Source organism: Chryseobacterium sp. MYb328 (genome assembly GCF_037572595.1).
Lineage (GTDB): Bacteria > Bacteroidota > Bacteroidia > Flavobacteriales > Weeksellaceae > Chryseobacterium > Chryseobacterium pennae.
This window is the reverse complement of the sequence record NZ_JBBGZQ010000008.1, coordinates 137,744-163,831: the sequence shown is the minus strand read 5'-3', so window position 1 is coordinate 163,831 and position 26,088 is coordinate 137,744. Positions and strand designations below refer to the sequence as shown.

22 protein-coding genes are annotated in these 26,088 nt (G+C 36.3%); 10 read left to right on the top strand and 12 right to left on the bottom strand.

Annotated elements, in window-relative coordinates; genetic code table 11:
• Positions 1-55: 55 nt before the first annotated feature.
• Both WH267_RS10555 and WH267_RS10550 read left to right on the top strand, forming a co-directional pair.
• Positions 56-1,618 (top strand): MFS transporter, encoded by a 1,563-nt coding sequence (locus WH267_RS10555; protein ID WP_340008042.1) that lies wholly within the window; start codon positions 56-58, stop codon positions 1,616-1,618.
• A gap of 226 nt (positions 1,619-1,844) precedes the next feature.
• Positions 1,845-3,206 (top strand): aldehyde dehydrogenase, encoded by a 1,362-nt coding sequence (locus tag WH267_RS10550; RefSeq protein WP_340008040.1) that lies wholly within the window; start codon positions 1,845-1,847, stop codon positions 3,204-3,206.
• 82 nt (positions 3,207-3,288) lie between these two features.
• On the opposite strand, the gene WH267_RS10545 is transcribed toward WH267_RS10550, so the two are convergent.
• On the bottom strand, positions 3,289-3,858 hold the full coding sequence (locus tag WH267_RS10545; protein ID WP_115973381.1) for a thioredoxin family protein: 570 nt from the start codon (positions 3,856-3,858) through the stop codon (positions 3,289-3,291).
• A gap of 80 nt (positions 3,859-3,938) precedes the next feature.
• Here WH267_RS10545 and WH267_RS10540 point away from each other — a divergent pair, with 80 nt between their 5' ends.
• The 4 genes from WH267_RS10540 (at position 3,939) to WH267_RS10525 (ending at position 7,237) form a co-directional block, all read left to right on the top strand.
• Entirely contained in the window at positions 3,939-4,823 is an 885-nt protein-coding gene (locus tag WH267_RS10540) for a lysophospholipid acyltransferase family protein (RefSeq protein WP_340008037.1), read from the top strand.
• Positions 4,824-4,829: 6 nt separating this feature from the next.
• Positions 4,830-5,813, top strand: a complete 984-nt coding sequence (locus WH267_RS10535; RefSeq protein ID WP_340008035.1) for a glycosyltransferase family 2 protein — start codon at positions 4,830-4,832, stop codon at positions 5,811-5,813.
• Positions 5,814-5,922: 109 nt separating this feature from the next.
• Complete coding sequence (locus tag WH267_RS10530) at positions 5,923-6,480, top strand: 3'-5' exonuclease (RefSeq protein ID WP_340008033.1); 558 nt, start codon at positions 5,923-5,925, stop codon at positions 6,478-6,480.
• 16 nt (positions 6,481-6,496) lie between these two features.
• Complete coding sequence (locus tag WH267_RS10525; protein WP_340008031.1) at positions 6,497-7,237, top strand: T9SS type A sorting domain-containing protein; 741 nt, start codon at positions 6,497-6,499, stop codon at positions 7,235-7,237.
• A gap of 2 nt (positions 7,238-7,239) precedes the next feature.
• On the opposite strand, the gene apaG is transcribed toward WH267_RS10525, so the two are convergent.
• The 11 genes from apaG to glgB all read right to left on the bottom strand — a co-directional run bounded on the left by apaG (position 7,240) and on the right by glgB (position 21,181).
• Positions 7,240-7,629 carry a Co2+/Mg2+ efflux protein ApaG gene (apaG, locus tag WH267_RS10520; protein ID WP_115973377.1) on the bottom strand — a complete coding sequence of 130 codons (390 nt, stop codon included), beginning with the start codon at positions 7,627-7,629 and terminating at the stop codon, positions 7,240-7,242.
• A gap of 81 nt (positions 7,630-7,710) precedes the next feature.
• Positions 7,711-8,958 carry a 2-oxoglutarate dehydrogenase complex dihydrolipoyllysine-residue succinyltransferase gene (gene odhB / locus WH267_RS10515; RefSeq protein WP_340008029.1) on the bottom strand — a complete coding sequence of 416 codons (1,248 nt, stop codon included), beginning with the start codon at positions 8,956-8,958 and terminating at the stop codon, positions 7,711-7,713.
• A gap of 39 nt (positions 8,959-8,997) precedes the next feature.
• A complete protein-coding gene (locus WH267_RS10510) occupies positions 8,998-11,811 on the bottom strand; it encodes a 2-oxoglutarate dehydrogenase E1 component (RefSeq protein ID WP_115973375.1) in 2,814 nt (937 codons plus the stop codon).
• Positions 11,812-11,936: 125 nt separating this feature from the next.
• Entirely contained in the window at positions 11,937-12,977 is a 1,041-nt protein-coding gene (locus tag WH267_RS10505; RefSeq protein WP_340008027.1) for a polyketide cyclase, read from the bottom strand.
• Between the two features lie 175 nt (positions 12,978-13,152).
• Positions 13,153-13,566: a hypothetical protein gene (locus tag WH267_RS10500; RefSeq protein WP_340008025.1), complete on the bottom strand. Its 414-nt coding sequence runs from the start codon at positions 13,564-13,566 to the stop codon at positions 13,153-13,155.
• Positions 13,567-13,581: 15 nt separating this feature from the next.
• Positions 13,582-13,992 carry a hypothetical protein gene (locus WH267_RS10495; protein ID WP_340008023.1) on the bottom strand — a complete coding sequence of 137 codons (411 nt, stop codon included), beginning with the start codon at positions 13,990-13,992 and terminating at the stop codon, positions 13,582-13,584.
• Positions 13,993-14,002: 10 nt separating this feature from the next.
• Entirely contained in the window at positions 14,003-15,520 is a 1,518-nt protein-coding gene (locus WH267_RS10490; protein WP_340008021.1) for a hypothetical protein, read from the bottom strand.
• Between the two features lie 481 nt (positions 15,521-16,001).
• The gene (locus WH267_RS10485) at positions 16,002-17,270 is read right to left on the bottom strand and encodes a glucose-1-phosphate adenylyltransferase (RefSeq protein ID WP_115973373.1); all 1,269 of its coding nucleotides are present in this window, start codon (positions 17,268-17,270) and stop codon (positions 16,002-16,004) included.
• 16 nt (positions 17,271-17,286) lie between these two features.
• Complete coding sequence (locus WH267_RS10480; RefSeq protein WP_340008019.1) at positions 17,287-17,823, bottom strand: FEKKY domain-containing protein; 537 nt, start codon at positions 17,821-17,823, stop codon at positions 17,287-17,289.
• Between the two features lies 1 nt (position 17,824).
• Positions 17,825-19,231, bottom strand: coding sequence for a glycogen synthase (locus WH267_RS10475; RefSeq protein WP_115973371.1), 1,407 nt, complete (start codon positions 19,229-19,231; stop codon positions 17,825-17,827).
• A gap of 3 nt (positions 19,232-19,234) precedes the next feature.
• Positions 19,235-21,181 (bottom strand): 1,4-alpha-glucan branching protein GlgB, encoded by a 1,947-nt coding sequence (gene glgB, locus WH267_RS10470; protein ID WP_340008016.1) that lies wholly within the window; start codon positions 21,179-21,181, stop codon positions 19,235-19,237.
• A gap of 197 nt (positions 21,182-21,378) precedes the next feature.
• On the opposite strand from glgB, the gene WH267_RS10465 reads away from it, so the two are divergent.
• The 4 genes from WH267_RS10465 (at position 21,379) to WH267_RS10450 (ending at position 26,021) form a co-directional block, all read left to right on the top strand.
• Positions 21,379-22,503, top strand: coding sequence for an alpha/beta hydrolase (locus WH267_RS10465; protein WP_340008014.1), 1,125 nt, complete (start codon positions 21,379-21,381; stop codon positions 22,501-22,503).
• A gap of 4 nt (positions 22,504-22,507) precedes the next feature.
• A complete protein-coding gene (locus WH267_RS10460; protein WP_340008012.1) occupies positions 22,508-23,923 on the top strand; it encodes a M17 family metallopeptidase in 1,416 nt (471 codons plus the stop codon).
• Between the two features lie 140 nt (positions 23,924-24,063).
• Positions 24,064-25,278, top strand: coding sequence for an ATP-grasp domain-containing protein (locus tag WH267_RS10455; RefSeq protein WP_340008010.1), 1,215 nt, complete (start codon positions 24,064-24,066; stop codon positions 25,276-25,278).
• Between the two features lie 29 nt (positions 25,279-25,307).
• The gene (locus WH267_RS10450) at positions 25,308-26,021 is read left to right on the top strand and encodes an alpha/beta hydrolase-fold protein (protein ID WP_340008008.1); all 714 of its coding nucleotides are present in this window, start codon (positions 25,308-25,310) and stop codon (positions 26,019-26,021) included.
• Positions 26,022-26,088: the final 67 nt, after the last annotated feature.

Sequence of the window (26,088 nt, the reverse complement as noted above, 5' to 3'; positions counted from 1 at the left end):
TTATACCAAATAGCTGAAAAGCTAATTCATAGACTTTATCAGCTTCTCAACAACTATGCAACACAATACAGTTTATCATAAATGGCTGCCTCAATGGCTGAAATTGCCTCTTCTTATACTGGCATTATTTCCCCACATCATGTTGTTGTCATTGCTACATTCCAATAGTGCCTTCACTTCTTCTTTTATGGATGTAGATTCGGATGACATTCAATACCTGATGATGCTGATGTATGGAACATTTGTAGTTACCCTTTTAGTTTTACAGCGGTTTATGTCTTATTTCAGCGTAAAGTATTATGTACTGCTGATGTCTTCTGTTTCAGTGATTCTTCTGTATATCCTATCTGTCACCAATGATTATCATGTGATTTTGGTGATCCGCTTTTTAGAGGGATTCTTTGGATTACTGGAAGGAGCTATCTTTCTACCGTTAATCATAGCTGAATTAAAAACAAAACATGCCAAAGTTATTGCCTATCTTTTCATGTATGCGCTTATGCTGACGGGAGGAACAGTGACTACTACCTTACTTAAATCAAGCATTCAGGATTATGATTACCGACATATGATTTTAATGATGGCATATTTCCATGTTTTCGTTTTGATTCTGGGTTTTGTCATTTTTAACAGAAACCGTTTCTTTCCTAAAAAGCCATTATATCAAATGGATATTCCAAGTTGGTTTTTGCTTTGGGTTTGCCTTCAGGCCGGAGCCTATGCCATCATCTATGGGAAAAGACTGATGTGGTTTGAATCTGATTCCATCATTATTTGTTTGTGTATATTTCTAATTTCCGGTGGTTTATTTATATTGAAACAGAGGAATTCAAAACGTCCTTTATTTCATTTTGAAGTTTTCAGTTCTAAAAATGTAATTGTGGGAATGATCTTGTTCTTCATTTTTTATCTCATCCGTTCCGGATTAAATAATGTGTACAGTATTATGGCAACTGTATGGAAATGGCCATGGGATTATATTGTCAACATTCAGTACTGGAATGTGGTAGGAACACTTATCGGTGTACTTTTATCAGGAATATGCCTGGTTCGTGGTGTTTCTTCCAGAATCGTCTTTTTTACAGGATTCCTTTTATTGGCAATTGACTGTGCATGGTTTACCTATACCTTTTATCCGGATACTACACTTGCCACCATCTGTCCACCTTTATTCCTGCAGGGAGTGGCGCAAGGTCTATTGTTTACTCCTTTGGTATTCTTTCTAATTTCAGGAATGCCGGAGAAATATGTGGCCAATGCCAGTGCAATGGGAACCACTACCCGTTTCTGGGCCACTGCCAGTGGATATGCCTTAATGCAAAACGTAATGCTATTTTTAACGTTAAAGCATTCGGATGTTCTAAGTTTCAATCTTACAGACACCAATCCTGTTTTCTACAGCCAATGGAACCAAATTTTTGGAGCTAACATCTCAAAAATTCCGGTTAATGAATCCCTTTCCCTGACTGCAGGAGCTTTTAAAGTAAAAATAACAGCTCAATCTATTCTGCTTTCCAATATGGAGATATTTACAGGCTTATTCTGGCTGGCTTTTATTACAGCTCTCCTTTTGCTTCTTTATCATCCGGTGAAAATAGCAGTAAGGAATATTATGTAAGGAAAAAGTGAGGAAACTGGAGGCAGAAAGAAAGCAAGTTTCTGCAACACTAAAGAATAACTGTAGTTTATTTTAATAGCTAATTCTAATAAAAATAAAGATCATTTCCTAAACGTGTAAAAGTACTCCAACTTCCAGCCCAACCCCTACTTTGGCCAGCTTATTGTTGCTTGTTTTCCGTTACAGTATTACATCAGTACTTACATTCAACAGAAAAAACTTACGTATGGAAATTGAACAAATTTTACAGAGTCAGAGAGACTTTTTCAAAACACAGCAAACGAAAAGTCTTGCCTTTAGAAAAATGTATCTTGAAAAGCTCAGAAATCTTATCATTTCCAACGAAAATATGCTTTACGAAGCGATTTACAAAGATTTCGGCAAATCTAAATTCGATACCTTCACTACAGAGATTTCCTTTATTCTGAATGATATTGAATATTATCTGAAAAATTTAAAATCGCTTGCCAAACCTCAAAAAGTAAGCACTAATCTGGTGAATCAGCTTGGAAAAAGTAAGATCCATTCTGAACCCTTTGGTAATATTCTGGTAATCGGAGCATGGAATTATCCTTATCAATTATCCCTATCTCCTGTTATAGCTGCTATTGCTGCCGGAAACTGCTGTATTCTGAAACCAAGTGAGATCGCAGAAAATACCATGAAAGCAATGTCCATGATCATCAATGAAAACTTTCCTCCTGAATATTTGTATGTATATGAAGGTGGAATTGATGAAACTACAGAACTTCTGAAACTGAAATTTGACAAAATCTTCTTTACAGGAAGTACTAAAGTGGGAAAAATAGTATACAAAGCTGCCGCAGAACATTTAACACCCGTTGTTCTTGAATTGGGCGGAAAATCACCGGCCATTATCACCAAAAATGCCAATCTTGAAATTGCAGCCAAAAGAATTGTCTGGGGAAAATTTCTGAATGCCGGACAGACCTGTGTTGCTCCCGATTATTTATTAGTGGAAGAATCCATACAGGAACAATTTCTGGAAATGTTGAGAAAATACATTCAAGAATTCAAATACGATCCTGATTCAGAACAATATACCATGATCATCAATACAAGAAATTTTCAGCGGTTAATCAATCTTATTGATAAAGAAAAAATATATTTTGGTGGTAATTATGATGAAGAAAAACGATATATAGAACCTACTATTCTTCATCATATAGATGGGAATGATCAGATCATGCAGGAAGAAATTTTCGGGCCTCTCTTACCTGTTATCAGTTTTAAAAACTACAATATGGCTCTGAATTCAGTATTGGAACTGGAAAAGCCTCTGGCTGCTTATCTTTTCACTAATAATACTGAAGAAAAGGAAAACTTTACACAAAGATTGTCTTTCGGAGGCGGATGTATCAATGATGTTGTGATGCATTTAAGCAATGATCATCTACCCTTTGGAGGTGTAGGAAGTTCAGGAATCGGAAATTATCACGGTAAATTTGGCTTTGAGACTTTCTCTCATCAAAAAGCAGTTCTTGAAAAAGCAACATGGGGTGAACCTAATATTAAATATCCGCCTTATTCTGAAAAGAAATTAAGCTGGATTAAAAGATTTTTATAATTCTCACAGAGCTTACAAATTAAGTCTATTTATTATACAAAATAAAAAAGGTTGTTTCCAGTAGAAACAACCTTTTGAATTTTTATGCTTTAGGCTTCCAGGTATTGAAGAATTCTTTTACCTTTTCCTTGCTGTATCCTTTTCCTTCTTCGAATACATCACTCTGCTGAACCTTAATCATCTTTCCGTCTTTATCCAAAACAATAAACACCGGATACCCGAATTTTTCACCAGGATTATCGTACTGAGCAAAAACTTTCTCATTTTTATTATCCGGAGAATAATTCAAATGGTAATATAAGTAGTTCTTATCTACGAGCTGTTTCAATTCAGGAGTTTCCTGTACAAAATTATTGAATCGAAGACACCAGATGCACCAGTTCCCACCTGCCTGGATCATAATATTTTTCCCTTCCTTCTTAGCCTGAGCAACCAATTTATTAATATCTGCCTGAGCATCAGCCTTTGGATTATAGGGCTTAGGAAGTTTTGCTTTTTCTTCAGCAGCTTTCTTCTTCGCGTCCAGTTCTTTCTGTTCGGTCGGTACAATAAGAGCCGTTTTTTGCTTTCCTTTATCGGGTAAGTTCTTTACATCCTGTGAAAAAGCAAAAGTGCTTAATCCCAGAAAAGCGATCAATGTCAATTTTTTCATAACATAAAAGTAAAAAAATAATACTTATCTCCCTACAAAAATAGAACCATAATTTTATTATTACTAAATTTGCCTGTTTTATGAGCTTCTTAATTAAAATATTATATTTCATCTCAAAACTTCCGCTTAGAATATTATATATTTTTTCGGACGTTATGTTCTTCCTAAATTATTATCTGGTAGGCTATAGAAAGAAGGTAATTACCCAAAATCTTATCAATTCCTTTCCTGATAAATCTGAAGAGGAGATTCGGAAAATCCGAAAAAAATTCTATCGCAATTTCTCTGATTATCTGGTAGAAACCATCAAATCATTCAGCATCTCTGAAACGGAATCCAGAGTAAGAATGCAACACATTAATCAGGATGTATTTCATGAAGTGCAAAAGGAAGGTAAAAATATCATTCTTCTCGCGGGTCATGTTTTTAACTGGGAATGGATTAATGCTTTGGCAAGAATTGTCCCTCAAAAACACTGTCACCCTGTATACAGAAAGGTGAATAGCAGTTTTTGGGAAAATCAGATGAAAAAAGTCAGGAACAAATTCGGAAATGAGGCTTTGGAAGCAAACGAAGTCATTCTTAATATTTTCAGAAATAAAAATGACGGAAATTCTATCTATATGTTTGTAGCAGACCAGACTCCGCATTTTTCCCATGTTACCTACGGATTAGAATTTATGAATCAGAGAACCCCTGCTTTCATAGGGTATGATAAACTGGCGACCCGAATGGATCTTGCTTTTATTTATTGTGAAATGAAAAAAGTAAAACGTGGGTATTACCAGGTCAATTACTACAGGATCTATCCGGATCAGGAAAAATTCTCTGAACATGAAGTGGTAAGAAAATTCCACAAAATGCTTGAAAATACCTTACATAAGCATCCGGACAATTATCTTTGGTCTCACCGAAAGTGGAAGTACCAGGATTCTATCAAATTTTTTGATCCTGAAAACAATTAGATGTACATGCAGAAAAAACTGGCGGTTGCCATCTTAAACTGGAATGGGAAAAACTGGCTGGAAAAATTTCTTCCAAGTGTAGTACAGTTTTCTCAAAATGCAGATATTTATGTTATTGACAATCTTTCTACAGATGATTCTATAGCATTTCTCAATACCAATTTTCCAACAGTAAAAATCATTAAAAACGATAAAAATTATGGATTTGCCGGTGGTTATAATACAGGATTAAAGGAAATAACAAATGAATATTACTGTCTTCTCAATTCTGATGTAGAGGTTACTGAAAACTGGATAGAGCCTATATTGACTCTGTTTGAAAAGGATTCTGAAATTTCTGCTATTCAACCTAAGATTTTATCCTACGATAACAAAAAAAAATTTGAATTCGCAGGTGCCGGAGGTGGTTTGATCGATAATCTGGGGTATCCTTACTGCAGAGGACGTGTTTTTGATGATCTTGAAGAAGATAAGGGACAATATGATGATGAAACAGAAATTTTCTGGGCATCAGGATGTTGCTTTTTTATACGTTCCAAAGATTTTTGGGAACAGAAGGGATTTGATGAACGTTTCTTTGCCCATCAAGAGGAAATTGATCTTTGCTGGAGGCTTATTAATTCTGATAAAAAAATCTTTTATACCGGAAAATCTAAGGTATATCACGTAGGAGGTGGAACGTTGAATAAACAGAGCGCTCAGAAAACCTATTTAAATATCAGAAACAACCTGTCTATGATGTTGAAAAACCTGCCATTTCCCAAACTGATCTGGCTCATTTTTTTCAGGCTGTGTCTGGATGGTGTCGCGGGAATTTATTTTGGATTAAAACATGGATTTCCTCACCTTTGGGCAGTTGTAAGAGCACATTTTGGTTTCTACGGGCAGCTTCCCGGAACCTGGAAACTTCGCCAGAAAAATCAGAAACATCAGTTCTATCAGTCGAAATGGCTAATATTTAACCATTTTTTGGGCGGAAATAAAAAATAATAAATACGATAGAAATGCTCTCAGTATTCAGAGTATTTTTAGATCGGAAGGGTTATCACTTACCAATATTAAACTTCAAACTTCAAATTTTAAATATCAAATTATCTAAATGGATTTCTGCGCAATAGATTTTGAAACAGCTACTCATGAAAAAAACTCTGCTTGTGAGATGGGAATCTGTGTAGTGCAGGATTCCAAAATTGTAGAGACCAAAACATGGCTGATAAAACCACCAAGTTTCCCCTACTTCAATAAATTTAATATCGCAGTGCATGGAATCCAGCCTGAAGATGTGCAGGATGCTCCTACATTTGATGAGATCTGGCATGAAGCGCAGGAATTGATGTATGGAACACTGATGATTGCCCATAATGCAAGTTTTGATGCATCTGTTTTAAGAGGTTGCTTTCAACATTATGGAATGTTTACTCCTAAATTGAATTATCTGTGCAGTATACAGCTGGCCAAAAAATCATGGAATTACCTTCCAAAATATGGCTTAAAGCCTTTGGCTGAATATCATCAGATTCAGTTTAATCATCATAGAGCAGGTGCTGATGCTGAAGTTTGTGCAAAAATATCCTTATTGGCTTTTGAAAGACTCTTTATCACAAGAAATGAAGAAATAGATGAATCAATATTGAAAAAATATATCAAAAAACTGTAACTTTAAAACAAAAACCATGAAAAGACTTTTACTTTCTCTTACCGCGATTGTCGGTAGTTTTACGTATGCACAAACACAACTCCATAATATAGACTGGAATTTAAAGAAAGTAGTAAGAAATAACATTACTTACAATCTTCCACAAAACAGTGAAATGGGAAGCCCTGTTTTAACTTTTTCAACTTCCCCCAACTCTCCATCTGCTCCTAATGCATTAACAAATATGATGAGTCCTATCTGTGGAGGAAGTATATGGGCATTAATTTATGACAGTGAAATAACGGCCAGCAGCTTCAATGTCTGGACTCTTGGTGCCGGTGGTGGCAATACACCAAACTGTACAATGCCGGAAAACACAGCTTTTAATAATCAATATACAGGTTATTTCAGTATGGGAACTACCTCCTTTAACTATCAGATTATCTTTGCCAATGGAGTAAAAACGCTTATTATAATCAACGATGCCGGGGATCAGGCATATTACGAAAATGGTACTCTGGGGACAAATAACACCTACTTACCCCTGTCTGGTAAAGCAATAGCACTTTACCCTAATCCTGTAAAAGAGGGCTCTGTTCATCTTAAAAATGCAGAACGTATTGAGTGGATAAAAGTGTATAATACAGAAGGAAAATTAATTCTTCAGAATCATTCTACTGATGCTAAAATCAATGTCTCTAACCTGCTGAAAGGGGGCTACTTTATGGAAGTAAAATCTCAAAGTGGTATTAGCAGACATCAATTTATTAAAGAATAATTTTAATTACTTAAAACTTCTGAAAGCAGGTTAAATTTTGGGATATCAATCTCGAAAGTTTCCTGTGTTTCAAGGTTTTTAACAAGGTATTTCCCACTCATACTTCCTACTCCGGAACGAAGCATTACATTAGAGAAGTAGGCAAAATTTTCATCTGTTCCGATCTCCGGAGTCAGACCGATAATCCCGTCACCTATAATTTCTGTGAATCCGAATCCTACATCGAAGATGAGCCATTTTCTTTTCAGTACTTTTATAGGAAAGCTTCCGTCATTTTCTATAGTGATATTGTACTTGAAAACATAACGGTTTTCAGATGGATAACTGTTTTTACTATCATATTCAGGTATTACTGAAACTTTGATATTGGAAGTCATTTTTGAAAACATCATTGTAGTATTTTCTTAATAGATACAAAAATCTCGCCTTTTTTAAGGCGAGATTATATATTTACATTATAATTTTATTAAAAACTATAACCCAAGGCCTTTTCTTTCGTTACCTCCCATTAATACTTCAACAGGATTATCGATACCTTCTTTTACCGCTACCAGGAATCCTACAGATTCTTTTCCGTCGATAATTCTGTGGTCATAGGACATTGCTACGTACATCATTGGTCTGATTACTACCTGCCCGTCAACAGCAACTGGTCTCTGGATGATGTTGTGCATTCCTAAGATTGCAGATTGCGGCGGGTTGATGATTGGTGTAGACAACATAGATCCGAAAGTACCACCGTTTGTAATCGTGAAAGTACCACCAGTCATTTCGTCAACTGTAATTTTACCGTCTCTTACTTTTGTAGCAAGATCTTTGATGTTTGCTTCAACTGCACTGAAAGACATGTTTTCTGCATTTCTCAATACAGGAACCATTAATCCTTTAGGGCCTGAAACTGCAATTGAAATATCGCAGAAATCATAGTTTATTTTGTAATCTCCGTCGATAGATGCATTTACATCAGGGTACATTTCTAATGCTCTTGTAACCGCTTTTGTAAAGAAAGACATGAAACCAAGTCCAACTCCATGCTTTTGAGCAAATTCTTCTTTATATAGTTTTCTTAATCTGAAGATTTCAGACATGTCAACTTCGTTGAAAGTTGTTAACATCGCTGTTTCATTCTTCACAGAAACTAGTCTCTGAGCGATTTTTCTTCTTAAAACTGAAAGTTTAGTTGTAGTGGTAGATCTAGCACCTGTAAGAGAGTTTCCTCCTAATGCAGGAACTGCAGCTAATTCAGCATCAGTTTTAGTGATTCTTCCGTCTCTTCCTGTTCCTGAAACCTGTGCAGCATCCATTCCTTTTTCGTCAAGGATCTTCTTAGCAGATGGAGAAGGAGCTCCTGTAGCATAAGTTTGTGGAGCAGCAACCGGAGCAGCTGGTTTAGGAGCTTCTTGTTTAGCAGGTTCAGCAGCTTTTGGAGCTTCTTCCTGTTTTGGAGCTTCAGCAGCAGGTGCACCACCAGCTGGTTTTGCAGCATCCATATCAATTAAACAAACTACCTGACCTACTTGTACTACCTCACCTTCTTCTGCTTTTAAAGTGATAACACCACTTTGTTCTGCCGGCAATTCAAGAGTTGCTTTGTCTGAGTCTACTTCAGCGATAGGTTGATCTTTTTCTACATAATCACCATCTTTTACTAGCCAAGTTGCAATTTCAACTTCTGTGATTGATTCGCCCGGTGAAGGAACTTTCATTTCTAAAACTGACATATCGAGTATTTTTTATTTTTTAATTGGATATTATTTAAATTAAGCTGTAACAGGTCTTTTTGCAGGAGCATCGTCTCTGTCGAAAACTCTGTTGATCACTGCATTTTGATTTTTTTCAAACATCTTATGGCTACCTGGAGCCGGAGCACCACTTGGTACAGGAGATACTACCTGGATTCCTGTATCTCTGAAGTTTCTCAGGATATAAGACCAAGCTCCCATGTTTTCAGGCTCTTCCTGAGCCCATACCAATTGTGTTCTGTTTTCGTATTTACTGAAAATCGCTTCAATAGCATCTGTCTGAAGTGGATACAACTGTTCGAATCTTACTAATGCAATGTTTTCACAGTTTAATTCTTCTTTTTTCGCTAATAATTCGAAGTACAGTTTACCTGAACAAAGAACTAATTTTTCTACTTTTTTAGGATCTGCAGTTGGATCATCTAAGATTGGCTGGAATGAACCTGTTGCGAAATCTTCAAGTGGAGAAACTACTTTAGGGTGTCTCAATAAAGATTTAGGACTCATTACAATCAATGGCTTTCTGAACGCCCATTTCAACTGTCTTCTCAATAAGTGGAAGTAGTTGGCAGGGGAAGTAATATTTGCCACTACCATATTTTCATTAGCACAAAGTGTTAAGAATCTCTCCAATCTTGCTGAAGAGTGTTCTGCACCCTGACCTTCCGAACCATGAGGCAATAACATTACCAATCCGTCCTGGATTTTCCATTTTTCTTCTGCGGCTGCCAAGTACTGGTCAACGATGATCTGAGCACCGTTCACGAAATCTCCGAACTGAGCTTCCCAGATGGTTAATGTATTTGGAGAAGCCATTGCATATCCGTAGTCGAAACCTAGAACACCGTATTCTGAAAGGTGAGAGTTGAATACGTCAAATCTGCTTTCTGAGACGTGTCTTAACGGGATATATTCTTCTTCTGTATCTTCTGTTTTTACAACAGCATGTCTGTGAGAGAATGTACCTCTTTCTACATCTTCTCCTGAGATTCTTACATTGTGACCTTCTACAAGTAGTGTAGCATAGGCTAACCACTCTCCTAGTGCCCAGTCTAATGAGTTTCCTTCAATAGCCTTGATTCTGTTTTCGAAAAGTCTTGTAATCTTGTTGATGAACTTTTTATCAGCCGGAAGTGTTGACATTGTAAGCGCCAGTTCTTTCAACTTCGCTAAGTCATATTTTGTATCAACAGGTAACTGGACTGCCCCTCTCTTTCCGATTGGATAATCCACCCAATCTTCAGCCATGAACAGATCCATTACGTTTTTCTCGATCTCTTTGGAAGCATCAAAGTCTTTATCTAAAAGTGCTTTGAAGTCAACCTCCATCTTTTTGATGATATCGTTAGAGATAACGCTGTCGTTTATTAATTTATCTTTATAGATTTCTCTTGGGTTCTGATGCTTAGAAATCGCCTTGTAAAGGTTAGGCTGTGTAAATCTTGGCTCATCCCCTTCGTTATGACCATATTTTCTGTATCCTAATAAATCGATGTACACATCTTTCCCGAATTTTGCTCTGAAATCTGCTGCAAAGTGAATCGCGTGAACTACTGCTTCTGCATCATCAGCATTTACGTGCATTACAGGAGATTCTGTAACTTTTGCGATATCTGTACAGTATGTTGAAGATCTTGCATCATGGAAGTTCGTAGTGAAAGATACCTGGTTGTTTACTACAATGTGAACTGTACCACCTGTTCTGTATCCTTCAAGAGTCATCATCTGAGCTACTTCATAAGCAATACCCTGTCCTGCAATAGCACCGTCACCATGAATGATGATTGGTAATACTTTAGAATAGTCTTTATACTTATCATCTACTTTCGCACGGCAGATTCCTTCTACTAAAGCTGCTACCGTTTCAAGGTGAGACGGGTTCGGAGTCAGGTTGATACACACTTCTTCTCCTGAAGCAGTTTTGATCTTTTTAGATGATCCTAAGTGATATTTAACGTCACCTGAGAATACATCTTCTTCGAATTCTTTTCCTTCAAATTCTGAGAAGATCTGCTTGTAAGATTTTCCGAAGATGTTTGACAATACATTTAGCCTTCCTCTGTGAGCCATACCTAATACCACTTCATCTACTCCCAATTGAGAAGATCTTGAGATCAATTGATCTAAAGCTGGGATTAATGTTTCCCCACCTTCCAGTGAGAATCTTTTCTGACCTACAAATTTTGTATGAAGATAATTTTCAAAGGCTACTGCCTGATTTAATTTTAATAAAATTTCTGTTTTTTCATTCGCAGAAAGGCTTGGGTGATTTTCGTTTACCTGAAGCCATTTTTTGATAAAATCTTTTTCTTCAACGTTGTTGATGTATGTATATTCTACCCCGATAGAATCACAGTAGATATTTTCAAGATGCTTGATCAGATCTGCTAAAGTAGCAGGCTCTTTCATCCCTGTTTCAACAGCACAGTTGAATTTTGTATTTAAATCTGCTGTAGAGAGACCGAAGTTCTCGATATCTAAAGTAGGGGTATAGTGTCTTCTTTCTCTAACTGGGTTTGTCTTTGTAAACAGGTGCCCTCTTGTTCTGTAAGCCTCAATAAGGTTTACGACTTTAAATTCTTTCTTGATGTGTTCAGGAACTTCTCCGCTTGTTACTGCCTGAGAAATTTGTTGTACTGCCGGAGCAGCGTTGGCCGGGGCCTGAATAAATTGAATGTTATCGTCATCTCCGTAGTTCTCCAAAGCAAAATCGAAGCCTTGAAAGAAGGCTTTCCATGATGGTTCTAAAGAATCCGGGAATTTTAAGTACTGTTGGTATAAATCCTCAATTAACTGAGAATGAGCTGCGTTTAGGAATGAAAATCTGTCCATTATTACAGTTTATCTATTTATTAAAATTTATTTGTAGAATTAATCTTCAAATTTAATAAAAAAAACCGAGTTAGAACAGTCTGAAACCGTTAAAAAAACTTAAGAAAAAAATAATTAAAAAAAAATCACTTATACACTGATAATGAGAGCTTCATGTTCACGTCCTGACCTTCCATCGGACGTTCTATAAAGGTCTGACGGATATCTCCGAAGCGCATCTCATCTTTTTTGGCTTTCAGAATCAACTGCTGAATAGCTTTTATTCGGCCTTCATAGCTCCCTTTGTAGTACATTACGTAGTTTTGTGATGGATTTACAGACCTAAAATTGAAATTATTGTCAGACACTCCAATTTTCTTGGAAAGTGGAATTCCGAGGAAGTAAGAAACTTCTTTGTCTTTGTAATTATCTGCATCAGTCATCAGAACCGGATACCCAAATTCATCATCTTTTTTACCAAGGTCCATCGATACAAAATTATAGACTTTGTTATAATTCATCACGATATTTTTGTAAAGGGCATCTTTTTTATTGGCGGTACTCACATTGATCCCCAACAACAGTTTATCTTCTTCATTCTCCACGACTAGACTGTCATACTTGATCGCTGCCATCTGATTGTCTTTTTCAACCTTATTTCCTAATGAATTTTTAAGATTGACCATACTTTTGTTGATATTTTCGGCAAAACGGTCCTCTGTCCAGAAGTTTTCTACTCTTCTCCAGACAGATAGTTTAGGAGTGTGTACGTACCAGGTAATTTTTGTCTTTTCTGCAGAAACAGGCTTGAATTTCACATCAACTAAGGTCGGATTTTCATTTTCATCTTCAAAAAGCTGATATCTTAAGGTCTTATTCAGGTTCTCATAACGAATGAACATTTCGCCATCCGTATCATTTTTTTTATCTACGTAACTGATGGCACTTCCCTTCCCTTCATAAGGTGTATAATAATCTATATCCATAGACTGTGAACTGGTAAAAAAGTTGTTCCATCTTGTAAAATTCTGGAGATTATTGAACTGTCCAAAAACTTTATCTACCGGATAATCAATTTCTTTCTCAACTGTAAAATTCTTGCTTTCATCTACAAAATAATACATGGAAGCAGCATAAGCACCTCCCAAAAGAACAATAACTACCGTTAAATATTTAAAAATACGCATCGCACAAAAGTAATACAAATAAAAAAAGTGACCAATATGCTGATCACTCTAATTATATGTTTAACAATAATTAACCTGATTAAGGGCTGGAAGCAGGAAAATACTATTTAGCATAACTTGTTTAATTCTTATGCAGGATACTATACCTTAGATCTATTATTAGTTTTCTTTATTCTCAACGATAAACCATTATATCTTTTATTATTTTGTTACCAAAGAAGTTTTTTTCTTCAGAGGTAAAGTTATTCTTATTCTTAATTTTATAATAATTAGCATCTGTTGCAGATACAGGATCCTGCCAGTATACAACAAAAGTAATAGCATTAAATTCATAGCCTTTTGACAAATCATAAAAACCTAAATCAGAAGATGTTCTTATATTTTTATTGTTAAAAGGCCCATTGTGCCACATCGCTTTGGGCTGAATTTTTGTCATATCATTAAGCAATCCTGAAAAAGGTTTTCCTATATATTGAGCTTTATTCGCTTCAAACGCTTTTAAATAGTTTAATGTATCCAGTTGAGCATTACTTTTAGTGTAAAATAAGAATAGTGCAAAAAGAGAGGTAAGCTTAAATACTTTTTTCATGAACAAAATTTTCTATCAACGATAAACTAAGATATCCTTCACAATTTTGTTTCCATAAAATACGCGTTCTTCTTCCGTGAAATAAAAACCATTTTTCTGTTCATAATATTTTATATCACTTCTTGGAATTTCTTCCTGCCAGGTTATATAAAGCTTAATTACATTATTAAAACTTTTTTCTTTATCACAAAAATTGAATTCAGATTCTCTGATGACACTTTTCTTATTAGTAATAAGAACTGGCCAGACTGTTTTGGGCTGAATCTGAGTCATTTTATCCAATAAAAATGAAAAAGGTTTATTAATATATTGTGTTTTATTTACCTCAAACTGCTTTAAGTATTTTAAGGTATCCAATTGAGCATTAATTTTAGTATAAGACGAAAATAATGCAAAAAGGATAATCAATTTAAATATATTTTTCATAACAATAAATTTACAAATTACAATTGTCTGTTTGTTCATAATTAGTCTCATTAGCATTACTTGAGTTTTTAACTTCTTTAACAAATAAAGTGTTAAATCTTCCAACAGGATCCTTCTTACTTATTACCATTCCAGTATCATATTTTCTCAGTACATAAGCATTGGCAAGAACATAAGCTTCATCATCAGTTTTGCCCTGCTTTATAAATTGTTTTAAAGCATTATAAAAATTCTCTCCAAGAGCAGATTGTTTCATCCACCCATTACTTTCGTCTATATTTGTAGATTGTTTATAAAGATTCATAAAATTCTTTATCTTTATAGGGTCAATAATATTCAAAACATATTCTTCTCCTGTAGCTCCAAAAACAAACATCATACTATAATTCGCATTAGTCTGTAGGTTATTTCCTGTTGCGTAAAAATCTAATGGAGAAAAACTATCGAAGCTGTCTATTCCTGTATGAGTATGTGCACTTCCAGTTACCGTGAAGTTCGGATCAGTGGCTGGTAAACTAACGTTTGAATCTGTTCCGGTTTTTACATCTCCTATTTTTATATTTCCGCTAGTATCTTTTCCAAAGATATATCCTTTTTCTGGGCCGGAATTAGTAATTCCATTAGTAACTGTTGTTTTTTTATTTTTAAAATCTGAATTTCCAGAAATTGCTTTAGCTGCTTCATTTTTCTCACTCAATTTTACACATGGATTATCATTAGGATCCAGATAATCCGGAAACTTATGTTTAGAGCCATCTCCAGACATTGCTTTTCCTCCTCCACTGCCCAGATGTGCTCCATTAGCTTCTTTCCATGGAGAGTCCTTCCACCACTCTCTTCCAGGGAACATATATCCAAAACCGCCTCCGCCACCAGAAAAAACATTAAATTTAATGATGGTGATTTCCTCGATATCGTTAATCCTAATATTTTGCTCTTTAGCAAATTTCCCCATTGGAGTAGGATTTTTGGGATATAGGTTATCTACCGCATCCTGAAGAATGGCTAATACTCTCAGCGTTACAGGATCATTATTCTGGACAATAGTAAACTGTACATAATCTCTGTTTGGGGTAACAATACCATGAATAAAAGCCGTTACCCGATCTCCCTGGAGAATAGGAAAGGCAATAGCCTTGGAACTATCTCCATAAGTATAGGTAGATACATTATAAAAAGGATTTCCAAAATCTTTATAAAATTCCAGCCCTAAAGCAGGATTGTTTTGGAAAAATGATTCTATGGTTTCTCTGAATGGCAGTTTATAGCTCACCTGAGAGATAGGAATATTTACAGTGGTATTGTAAGTGCCATTCTTTTGGGTAACCTGTCCGGTTTCCTGTTTATTCTGCGCTCTGAATTCCGGATCAGATTGAGCTTTCTCTTCAAACTTCAAGAACATTTCAATAGGAACCCTGAATTGGGACTGTTCTTCTTTAGGAAGCACTTCATCTTCCGTCCGACAGGAATGCATAGAAAATGTCAGCACTGATAAAAGCGCAAACTGAAGATTTTTTTTTCTCACCATAAATGTTTTTTTGAGTTGCTAATATATTAAAATTTAAAATATCACATTACAGTGATTTTAAATTTTAATAACTAACCTGATAGCTGATCAAGATTTTTTTTAGTTTCTAAATCTTATATTTTTAGAAGAGAAGAAAGAAGTCAGGTTCATTGACTATGATGAAGTAAATGTCTTATCAAACCGCTTAGGTAATATCACTACATACCTTCATTCATCTCAGCAGAATGCTTGTAATATTTTTTATAATAAAAAAAGTGACCAATATGCTGATCACTCTAATTATATGTTTAACAATAATTAACCTAGTGAAAGGCTGGAAGCCGGGTGATGGAAGCTGGAAGCCACTGTTATTCGAATAATTAATGATAATCTCTTGATTGGATTTATCATATAAACTAACTTATATTTCAATAAAAAAGTTGCAGAGTCATTGTTTCGACCTAAATAACTTCCAGCTTCCAGCTTCCTTCTTCCTTCCTTCTTACCCAATATGTGTTCCCGGCAACAGTATCGCTCCTTTCTTCACGACTACGATACCATCCTGTACAGAATAAGTTCCATAATCACCATCCGGAATATGTTTTCCACCGATGATCTTTACATTATCTCCAATGGAGCAGTTTTTGTCAAGGATTGCTTTTTCAATATAACAGTATTTTCCGATTCCCATATTCGGACGGCCCCCTCTGTCGTTCAGAACGATTTCTGTCGTATTCTGATAGAAATCAGCTCCCATGACGTAGGAATTAACGATAGTACTGCCTTTATCTATTCTGGTTCGGTTTCCTATCACAGAGTTTTCAATTTTATCTGCCATAATGATACATCCATCTCCAAATACAGCCTTGCTTACATAAGAACCGTTGATTTTAGATGGCGGAAGCATTCTCGCTCTTGTATAGATTGGAGAGGAGGAGAACAGGTTGAACTGTGGAAGATCCAGACAAAGATCCAGATTGGCTTCATAAAACGACTCTATCGTTCCAATATCCGTCCAATATCCTTCGTACTGATAACTTAATGTCTTATATTTCCCAATAGAGCTTGGAATAATATCTTTCCCGAAATCATCACCAGCTCCTTCATCAAACATTTTTTTCAGAATAGTCTTTGTAAAAATATAGATTCCCATAGAGGCCAGGAATTCTTTTCCTTTATGCTTATTCTCTTCTGATACTTCAGATTTCAAACCTTCCAGCATATCATAATCCGGTTTTTCATAGAAAGATGTGATATTTCCTTCATCATCTGATTTTAGGATCCCAAAACCGGTTGCATCTTTGGCATTCACCGGAATGGTTGCAATGGTTACATCTCCTCCGTTTTCAATATGAAAATCCAGCATTTCCCTGAAATCCATCTGATAAAGCTGATCTCCGGAAAGGATTAAGATATAATCATAATCATATTTTTCAAGATGTTTCATAGACTGGCGCACGGCGTCTGCTGTTCCCTGATACCAGCTTTCATTTTCCACATTCTGCTCAGCAGCAAGAATATCTACGAAACCTTTGCTGAAGATATCAAAGTGATAAGAGTTCTTGATATGTGAATTTAAAGATGCTGAATTAAACTGAGTAAGTACCAGGATTTTATTCAGGCCAGAGTTCAGGCAGTTTGAGATCGGAATATCCACCAGCCTGTATTTTCCAGCAATAGGAACTGCCGGTTTTGATCTGGTATACGTTAACGGGAATAATCTTGTTCCTCTGCCGCCACCCAATACAATAGAGATTACATTTCGGTTCATAAATATATTGCGTTTTTTATTTTATTAAGTTTACAGTTCTGTTTTGGGTATTTACCTTTACCCTGAAACAAATTTTATTTTCATATTTCAATCTCGGATTTACTACAGTTACTTCATATTGCTCAGGATCATTCAGTACTGTTATTTCATTATTTACATCATCAAATGAAACATTATAATTGCTAAGCTTGTTTTGGAATCGTTTATTCACAAGCAGGACATCCGTTACATTGTCTCTTTTCACAGCATAATCTTCTATATCCTTATCATATTGTGCCTCCCAGCCTTTACCATATTTCTTTGCAATAGCTGCCAGAGTTTTTTTATTGGCAACCCTTATCTTTTTCTCTGTTTCATTATCAATCACACAACCTCCGACATGCACTTGTTTTATCTTCCACTTTTCAGATATAGCATTAGTTGCTTCTTGGCCATACATATCTATAAGGCCAGATCCATAGATCCAAAAATACCCATTATGAAGGCTACCATCTTCTTTTTTACAGGAAGACAGCATTATTATGATCAATAAAAAAGAAAAAACTCGTGTCATATCAGCTATTATATAAAGCTATATATTTTTCTGCAGATTTCTCCCATGCAAAGTCAAAATTCATATTGGCATGAATAAGTTCTTTCATCATTCCTTTCTGATTGTAGATTCCAAGGGCTCTGTTCATCGCATGTACAATATCATCTACACCGGGATAGGTGAAGTTCAGTCCTGCTCCGCCTGTTGAAATATCTTCCACTGTATCTCTCAATCCACCGGTATATCTTACTACAGGAACGGTTCCGTATCTCATAGAATACATCTGGTTCAAGCCGCATGGTTCTACTCTTGACGGCATTAGCAGAAAATCTGCCGAGGCATAGATCTTATGAGAAAGATGTTCTTTATATCCCAGATCTAAAGCAAAGTTGGTGTAAGTATAATCGTATTCCTTCAGCTTATTCTCAATATAAGTATTTCCAGATCCAAGGATCATGATATTTAAAGCGCCATAACTTTGCTTGATGCTTCGCCAGACTACATCCGGCAGGAAGTCAGCTCCTTTTTCTGTTGCAAATCTACCAATGAACGCAAATAAAGGAAGCTCAGGTTTTAAACCATATTCTTTACAAAGTTTCTCCTTATTCTTTTTCTTTTGGACTACAGCATTTTTACTGTTAAAATTAAAATCCAGCATCGGATCGGTTTCAGGATCCCAAACTTCAGTATCAATTCCGTTGATGATCCCATAAGCTTTACCGAATTCCTGACGGACCAGACTTTCGAGTCCGCGAAAGCTGATAAAAAGTTCTTCCAGATATCCTTCGGAAACTGTAGTAAAGGCATGAGAACATTTAAGCATACTTGCCAATGGATTTATGAACCCGTTCCAATCCATTAAACCCCATTTATAAGCATCAAAAGAAGGCATATTATTCGCCATATTCCAGCTCATCATCCCCTGATATTCACCATTATGAATGGTTCCAATCGTTTTTACCCCCTGCAGAAAATTAAATTCGGGGCAATGCTGTACCATAAAAGGAACCAATCCGGTATGATAATCATGACAGTGCAATACATCCGGCCTGATTTCCATAGCACACATCCAGTGTAGTATTCCTTGTTGAAAGGCTAAAAACTGGAAACTTTCATCCTGATAACCGTAAGGATTGTCTCTATCCAGCAACCCGGGAATCTTCACCATATAAAGTTCGAATCCCAACACATTTGTTTTCTCTTTCATGACCTGAACCTGCAACATATTGAATCCCTGATGAATGAATCCATCAAAAATGACATCAAATTCATGATCATAAACAAAGGGTTTATTGTACCACGGCATTACCACCTTGGCATCTATTCCTTTTATTTTATTCTGATATTTCGGAAGTGCCCCAACAACATCTGCCAGCCCCCCTACTTTTGCTACAGGATAGCATTCTGTACTTAAATGATAAATAACCATTTTTTATCTTCTGTGTTTGATTCTGTGTAATTTATACTTTTTATCTTTTTTCTGTCTCAAAATAACCCCCGCCAGAGGTGGCAATTTGATCGTTATGAACTTTTCATGTTCTGTTCCATTATCGTCTTTCTCCTCCAATAGGTCAGCTTCTACCCCGCTTCCGCTATATTCTTTATGATCAGAATTAAAAATGACTTCCCAATGGGTTCCGGTTGAAACCTTTATTTTATAGTCTAGTACCTTCGGCGCCAGATTCAGCACTGTCATCAGAATATCATCATGTTTTTTACCTTTTCTAAGATAAACATAAACTGAGTTTTCAAGATCATCTGCTTCTACCCATTCAAAACCGTTTTTATCAAACTGATTTTCATACAAAGCGGGTTCCGTTCTATATAAATGATTCAGTTCTTTTACCAGATCCTGTAATCCTTTATGAACAGGGTATTTCAACAGGTGCCAATCCAGGCTTTGGGTAAAATTCCATTCACTGGTCTGCCCGAATTCATCCCCCATAAAAAGCAGCTTGGCGCCCGGATGGGTATACATATATACATACAGGGTACGAAGATTGGCAAACTTTTGCCATTCATCACCTTTCATTTTATAGATCAGACTTGCTTTTCCATGTACCACTTCATCATGTGATAAAGGCATCATATAATTTTCATTATACATATACATAGAGGCAAACGTGAGCTTATGATGCTGAAACTTTCTATTGGCAAAATCTTCTTTAAAGTAATCCAGTGTATCATGCATCCAGCCCATCATCCACTTCATTCCAAATCCTACACCACCATCATGAACGGGCTTGGTAAGCATCGGAAAATCGGAACTTTCTTCAGCAATGGTCATAATACTGTTCCCGAATTGTTTATAGACAGCCGTATTAAACTCCTGCAGAAAGGCTTTGGCTTCAAGATTCACATTTTCTCCATATATATTAGGCTCCCATTCACCTTCATTCCTTGAATAATCCAGATGAAGCATTGAGGTTACCGCATCTACACGAAGTCCATCAGCATGATAACGGTCCAGCCAGAACATTGCATTGGAAATCAGGAAAGATTTCACTTCATTTCTTCCATAATTGAAAATATGTGACTTCCAATCGGGATGAAATCCTTTTCTCGGATCCTCATGTTCATATAGGTGAGACCCATCAAAACGATGAAGTCCGTTAGCATCTCCCGGAAAATGTGAAGGTACCCAATCCAGAATAACTCCAATATTATTTTGATGCAGCTCATCGATAAGAAACATCAGGTCCTGCGGTGACCCGAAACGTGAAGTTGCTGCGTAAAATCCAGTGATCTGATATCCCCAGCTTGGATCATACGGATACTCCATTACAGGCATGAACTCTACATGAGTAAACTCCATTTCTTTTATATAAGGAATGAGTTTTTTAGCAATATCGCGATAATTTAAAAATCGGTCAGGATCTTTTTCATCCCTTAGCCATGAGCCTAAATGCAGCTCATAAACAGATATAGGAGCATCCAGACTATTTTTCGCCCCGCGGCTTTCCATCCATTCCTTGTCATTCCACTCATACCAGGTTGTAGACACCAATGAAGCAGCCTGAATATTCTGTTCCCAGCTTAATGCATAAGGATCACTTTTCTCCAGGATTTCTCCTCTTGCCGTTTCAACAGCGTACTTATATAAGGTTCCCCAGGTTAAGTCTTCGATAAAACCTTCCCAAATTCCTGATCCGTCCCATCTTGGGAACAGAATATGGTCTTTATGGTTCCAGTTATTAAAATTTCCTATCACGGAAACCTTTTTAGCATTGGGCGCCCAAACTGAAAAATAAACTCCTTTTACTCCATCCTTCTCTACAGAATGCGCCCCAAACTTACCATACAGCTTATAATGCCTGCCTTCTTTGAAAAGGTACACATCATGATCGGTGAAAAGCGTATAGGTTTTAACAGAGTTCATCAAAATCAGTTTGTATTTATATTTTGCCTGAAACTACGAAAAATACTGGCAACAGCGATGAATTATTCATCAAATAATTATCAAGTTCCTTTTCCTCTTTCGTTTCCTATCAAATATATCATTTTTTAATTCACTTTTTTATGATTCCAAAACAATCTTTTTTATAAATTTAGCCAACTAATATTTATTAAACACTTATGATGAGGTTTGAACTTTATACTGATGAAAAAGATGACAGACCAGTATTTATCACCGGAAATTTCAACAATTGGAATCCAAAAGACTATAATTACCAGCTCAAACTATCAGATTCGTTTCATTATTTCATAGAAATTGAAGATGAAAAACTTGCTGATGAAATTGAATACAAATTCACCAAAGGAGGCTGGGAAAATGTAGAGCTGGATAAATACGGAAATATCACTCCTAACCGGAAAACAAAAAAAACACTACAGAAAACGTCTGATACAGTTGAAAAATGGAGGCTAAACTGGGGCCCTTTCAAGGAAGAATTCTTTCCTACTGCTGAAGTGATTTCCGAGAAATTCTATATCCCGCAACTGGATCGTTACCGTAAAATATGGGCAGTGCTTCCTTATGATTATCATACTTCAGATAAGAGCTATCCCGTTTTATATCTTCAGGATGCTCAAAACCTTTTTAATGAAGGAAGCGGCTTCGGGAACTGGGAAATCGATAAAAAGCTCTCTATTCTTGCAGAATACGGACGGGGAGACATTATCGTCATTGCCATAGAACATGGAAGTGAAGACCGGATCAAAGAGTACATCTTCGATAATGATAACGTCGCCAATGGCTCCGAAGGGAAGAAATACATCCGTTTTATCACAGACACTTTAAAACCTTATGTAGATGCAAATTATCGCACCAAAAAAGATAGGGATAATACAGGAATCGGAGGAAGTTCATTAGGGGCTCTGATTAGCATCTACAGTGGATTTCTTTATCCCGAAGTTTATTCTAAATTATTAATTTTCTCCCCTTCCCTATGGGTAGAGCCTAACAATAATTTTCCAATGATGAACTTCCGGGTTCCATTTAAGACCAAAATATACTTATATGGTGGCGGACAGGAAGGGTCTAAAATGGTTAAAAGAATTCATATTTTCGAAGAATATCTGAAAAGATGGGAAAAAAAGAGTTTTTTCGACTTTGAGTTCAGGACCAACATCAATCCAGAAGGAACCCACAGTGAATTTTACTGGTCACAGGAATTTCCGCGGGCAATCGAATGGCTGTATTATGACAACACTGAAAACCCTGTAGAAGTAAAACCACAACAACAAAGCATTAAGAACTAAATTTATGAAACTAATCAACAAAAAAAATAAAAATTACACTCAGGTTTTCCACTTATTCACTGAAGAAGAATGGATGAGAACAAGTAAGAATTTCAATAAAAATATAGCTACATTCTTCACCGGAAAAAAACACGAAGTTTTTGTGAATGCCCATGAAGAAGGGATTACTTATTTTATCGGCCTTGGAAAATCAACCCTGCAAAATTTCGAGCTTCAGCAGGTTGCCTTAAAGTTTTCACAAACCCAAAAGGAAAAATTACATACAGTTCCTACTTTGCTATTGGCCGATTTTCTTAATGAAAAACAGTTTGAGGAATTCGTAAAAGGACTGCTTATAGGAACCTATCACTATCCTTTTGAAAAAAACCATCCTTTCTGGAATACAAAATTTGAGCTTCATTTTGAAAATTTAAGCCAGAAAAAGTTAGACCATATTGAACAGAAGGCTGAAGCATTAAGCAACGGGCAAATCGCCTGCCAGGAGTGGATGAATAAACCGGCCAATCTTAAAAAGCCTGATATTTTCAGTCTGTACCTTAAAAATCTGGCCAAAAAATATGAATTAAAATATACGGTTTTCAACAGAAAGAAATGCGAAGAGCTTGGGCTTGGAGCTTATCTTGCCGTTAACCAAGGAAGTGCCCATGATGCAGCTTTCACTATTTTAGAATATAAAACTACAGTGAAGAACGCCAAAACATTTGGATTGGTTGGAAAATGTGTATTGTTTGATACTGGAGGAATTTCTCTGAAACCCTTTACCAATATGCATTATATGAAATCTGACATGGGTGGGGCAACAGCTGTTTTAGGAACTTTAATCTATGCTGCTGAAATGAATTTACCCGTTAATATCATAGCCGTACTCCCGATTACTGACAATGCTATTTCTGAAAAAGCCCTACTTCCAAGTGATGTTATCACAGCCTACAATGGTAAAACTATTGAAGTTATGGATACCGATGCAGAAGGCAGATTGATCCTTGCCGATGGACTTTCTTATTTAGTCAAAAACTACAAAACAGATTTCCTTATTGACCTGGCTACTTTAACGGGCAGTGCAGTAAGAATGTTTGGTGACACTTGCGGAGCAATGTTTTCCAATAATGAAGAGCTGAAAACGCTTTTGATTAAAACCGGAGATCACACCAACCAAAGACTATGGAATCTTCCGTTGTGGGATGTCTGGAAAGATGATATACAATCTGATGTAGCCGACTTAAAAAACATGTCATTAAAGCCTATTGGAGACTGCATTATTGCAGCCAAATTCCTAGAGCATTTCACTGAAAATCACCCTAAATGGGCACATTTGGATATTGCTGGTGTAGCTTTTGGAAATGTAGGATATGCTAAAGAAAAAGCAGCTACCGGTTATGGGGTTCAATTGCTCTCGGATTTAATCGAAAATTATCACTAAAAATTAGTTTATTACAAAAATTCTCTGTATACTTGATTAGTGATTCATAAAAGCGCATCATATTCCAATTTTTGATATTAATCAAACAATAAAGAATTGCATTTATTTTTGAAAATTCACTAAAACTTAAAAAACATTATATGGAGGAGAAAATTATAGTATGTATTTCGTGCTATTACAAGGGCTATGACTTCATGGATGAAATGAAGAGGCTTGGTAATAAAATCATCTTAGTAACATCAGAAAATCTTAAAGAAAAAAACTGGCCCTGGCATGCCATTGATGAGGTATTTTATATGCCTGAAATCAAACCTTCCGTATGGGATCTGGAGCATCTGATCCAAGGTTTTTCACACCTGATGAAAACCAGAAAAGTAGATGCTGTAGTCGCTCTTGATGACTACGATGTGGAAAAGGCTGCCCTGATCAGGGAAACGTTTCGTATTCCGGGTATGGGACAAACTACCCACCGTTATTTCAGAGATAAGCTGGCCATGCGCCAAAAGGCAAAAGATTCCGGGATCAGTGTTCCTGAATTCACAGCTGTTTTCAATGATGATACCGTGAATGAATTCGTAGACAGAGTTCCTGCACCATGGGTATTGAAACCCCGTTCAGAAGCATCAGCATCAGGAATTAAAAAAATCATGACCAAAGAGCAGCTTCATGAAGCCCTTGAAGTGCTTGGGGAAGAGCGCCATCTTTTCCTGCTGGAAAGCTTTAAACCAGGGGATGTTTATCATGTAGACAGCCTTACATTCAATAAAGAAATTATATTTACTTCTGCATCAAAATATCTGGCTCCTCCCATGCAGGTTTCTCATGAAGGAGGTGTTTTCAGATCTAAAACTTTAGGAAGATATTCCGATGAGTTCAAAGCATTGGAAGAGATCAATTCCAGAGTACTTTCCAACTTCGGACTCCTCAATGGAGCTACCCATACGGAATTCATCCGTGGCAAGGAAGATGGAAAATGGTATTTTCTGGAAACCTCCTCAAGAGTAGGCGGTGCCCATATTCCTGATTTGGTGGAAGCTTCAAGCAACATTAATATATGGAGAGAATGGGCTAAGATCGAAGATGCTCTTTTAAGAAACAACAACTACAGCGTCTCCCCACCTACCGGATATTACGCAGGGCTTATTATTGCTCTTATTAAAGATAAAGAACCGGACTATACTAAGTTTGAATGTGAGGAAGTTGTAAAATTTCTTCCTATAGACTACCATGCCGGAATTGTTTACAAATCCAGTGATGCTTCAGTGATAGAAGACAGACTGGACAGTGCTGCGGAAAAGATCAATGCAGAAATGCTGAATGTTCTTCCTCCTAAAGCCGGCAAACTGAGCAGTTAATTATACACAAACATAAAAGTAGAATATAAATGCCTCATATAGAACATACTGATTATTATTCCAACCTATTGGGAACAAGTCTTAAAGTAGAAGTGACGGGACATTCCGGCTATCCTATCATCATGTTCCCCACTTCCCAAGGACAATATACCCAAAACCATGATTTTCACCTTAACGGAAGTATCAATTGGTTCATAGAGCAGGGAAAAATAAAACTCTATAATATTCAAACCATTGACAGCTGGAGTTTTTATGATGAAAAAATATCACCACAACAAAGAATCAGAAACTATGAAAGGTATGTTCAGTTCCTGATCAAGGAATTTGTTCCATACATTCAGAAAATCCATAAGACCCATCGTGTAGCCGTTGCGGGAGCTAGTTTCGGAGGCTATCATGCTGCTAATTTTGCTTTTAGGTTTCCGGATGTAGTTTCTCATCTGTTCTGTCTCTCAGGGGCTTTCAGTATAAGAAATTTTATGGATGGATATTCCGATGACCTGGTGTATTTTAACTGTCCAAGGGAATTTATAAGAAATGATGAAGCCTGGAAGTATAAGCATATGCATATTGTGCTTAGTACTTCTGACCAGGATATCTGTAAGGATAAAAATATTGAAATGGCAGAAATTCTAAGAGTAAAAGGCATTGATTTCTGGTATGATGAAAGAAAATGGATCGGCCACGACTGGCCATTATGGAGAATGGTATTCCCCACATTTATAGGAACTTATTTCTCTTAAAAAGCCTCCAAATAAAAAAAATAGTTGATAAAATAGCTTAAGTGTTTAAAATAACGATTTTTAAATT

What these genes read in the sequence shown, in the direction of transcription:
- WH267_RS10555 (WP_340008042.1), top strand. Translation starts at nt 56, where the DNA reads ATGCAACACAATACAGTTTATCATAAATGGCTGCCTCAATGGCTGAAA.
- WH267_RS10550 (WP_340008040.1), top strand. Translation starts at nt 1,845, where the DNA reads ATGGAAATTGAACAAATTTTACAGAGTCAGAGAGACTTTTTCAAAACA.
- WH267_RS10545 (WP_115973381.1), bottom strand. Translation starts at nt 3,858, where the DNA reads ATGAAAAAATTGACATTGATCGCTTTTCTGGGATTAAGCACTTTTGCT.
- WH267_RS10540 (WP_340008037.1), top strand. Translation starts at nt 3,939, where the DNA reads ATGAGCTTCTTAATTAAAATATTATATTTCATCTCAAAACTTCCGCTT.
- WH267_RS10535 (WP_340008035.1), top strand. Translation starts at nt 4,830, where the DNA reads ATGCAGAAAAAACTGGCGGTTGCCATCTTAAACTGGAATGGGAAAAAC.
- WH267_RS10530 (WP_340008033.1), top strand. Translation starts at nt 5,923, where the DNA reads ATGGATTTCTGCGCAATAGATTTTGAAACAGCTACTCATGAAAAAAAC.
- WH267_RS10525 (WP_340008031.1), top strand. Translation starts at nt 6,497, where the DNA reads ATGAAAAGACTTTTACTTTCTCTTACCGCGATTGTCGGTAGTTTTACG.
- apaG (WP_115973377.1), bottom strand. Translation starts at nt 7,629, where the DNA reads ATGATGTTTTCAAAAATGACTTCCAATATCAAAGTTTCAGTAATACCT.
- odhB (WP_340008029.1), bottom strand. Translation starts at nt 8,958, where the DNA reads ATGTCAGTTTTAGAAATGAAAGTTCCTTCACCGGGCGAATCAATCACA.
- WH267_RS10510 (WP_115973375.1), bottom strand. Translation starts at nt 11,811, where the DNA reads ATGGACAGATTTTCATTCCTAAACGCAGCTCATTCTCAGTTAATTGAG.
- WH267_RS10505 (WP_340008027.1), bottom strand. Translation starts at nt 12,977, where the DNA reads ATGCGTATTTTTAAATATTTAACGGTAGTTATTGTTCTTTTGGGAGGT.
- WH267_RS10500 (WP_340008025.1), bottom strand. Translation starts at nt 13,566, where the DNA reads ATGAAAAAAGTATTTAAGCTTACCTCTCTTTTTGCACTATTCTTATTT.
- WH267_RS10495 (WP_340008023.1), bottom strand. Translation starts at nt 13,992, where the DNA reads ATGAAAAATATATTTAAATTGATTATCCTTTTTGCATTATTTTCGTCT.
- WH267_RS10490 (WP_340008021.1), bottom strand. Translation starts at nt 15,520, where the DNA reads ATGGTGAGAAAAAAAAATCTTCAGTTTGCGCTTTTATCAGTGCTGACA.
- WH267_RS10485 (WP_115973373.1), bottom strand. Translation starts at nt 17,270, where the DNA reads ATGAACCGAAATGTAATCTCTATTGTATTGGGTGGCGGCAGAGGAACA.
- WH267_RS10480 (WP_340008019.1), bottom strand. Translation starts at nt 17,823, where the DNA reads ATGACACGAGTTTTTTCTTTTTTATTGATCATAATAATGCTGTCTTCC.
- WH267_RS10475 (WP_115973371.1), bottom strand. Translation starts at nt 19,231, where the DNA reads ATGGTTATTTATCATTTAAGTACAGAATGCTATCCTGTAGCAAAAGTA.
- glgB (WP_340008016.1), bottom strand. Translation starts at nt 21,181, where the DNA reads ATGAACTCTGTTAAAACCTATACGCTTTTCACCGATCATGATGTGTAC.
- WH267_RS10465 (WP_340008014.1), top strand. Translation starts at nt 21,379, where the DNA reads ATGATGAGGTTTGAACTTTATACTGATGAAAAAGATGACAGACCAGTA.
- WH267_RS10460 (WP_340008012.1), top strand. Translation starts at nt 22,508, where the DNA reads ATGAAACTAATCAACAAAAAAAATAAAAATTACACTCAGGTTTTCCAC.
- WH267_RS10455 (WP_340008010.1), top strand. Translation starts at nt 24,064, where the DNA reads ATGGAGGAGAAAATTATAGTATGTATTTCGTGCTATTACAAGGGCTAT.
- WH267_RS10450 (WP_340008008.1), top strand. Translation starts at nt 25,308, where the DNA reads ATGCCTCATATAGAACATACTGATTATTATTCCAACCTATTGGGAACA.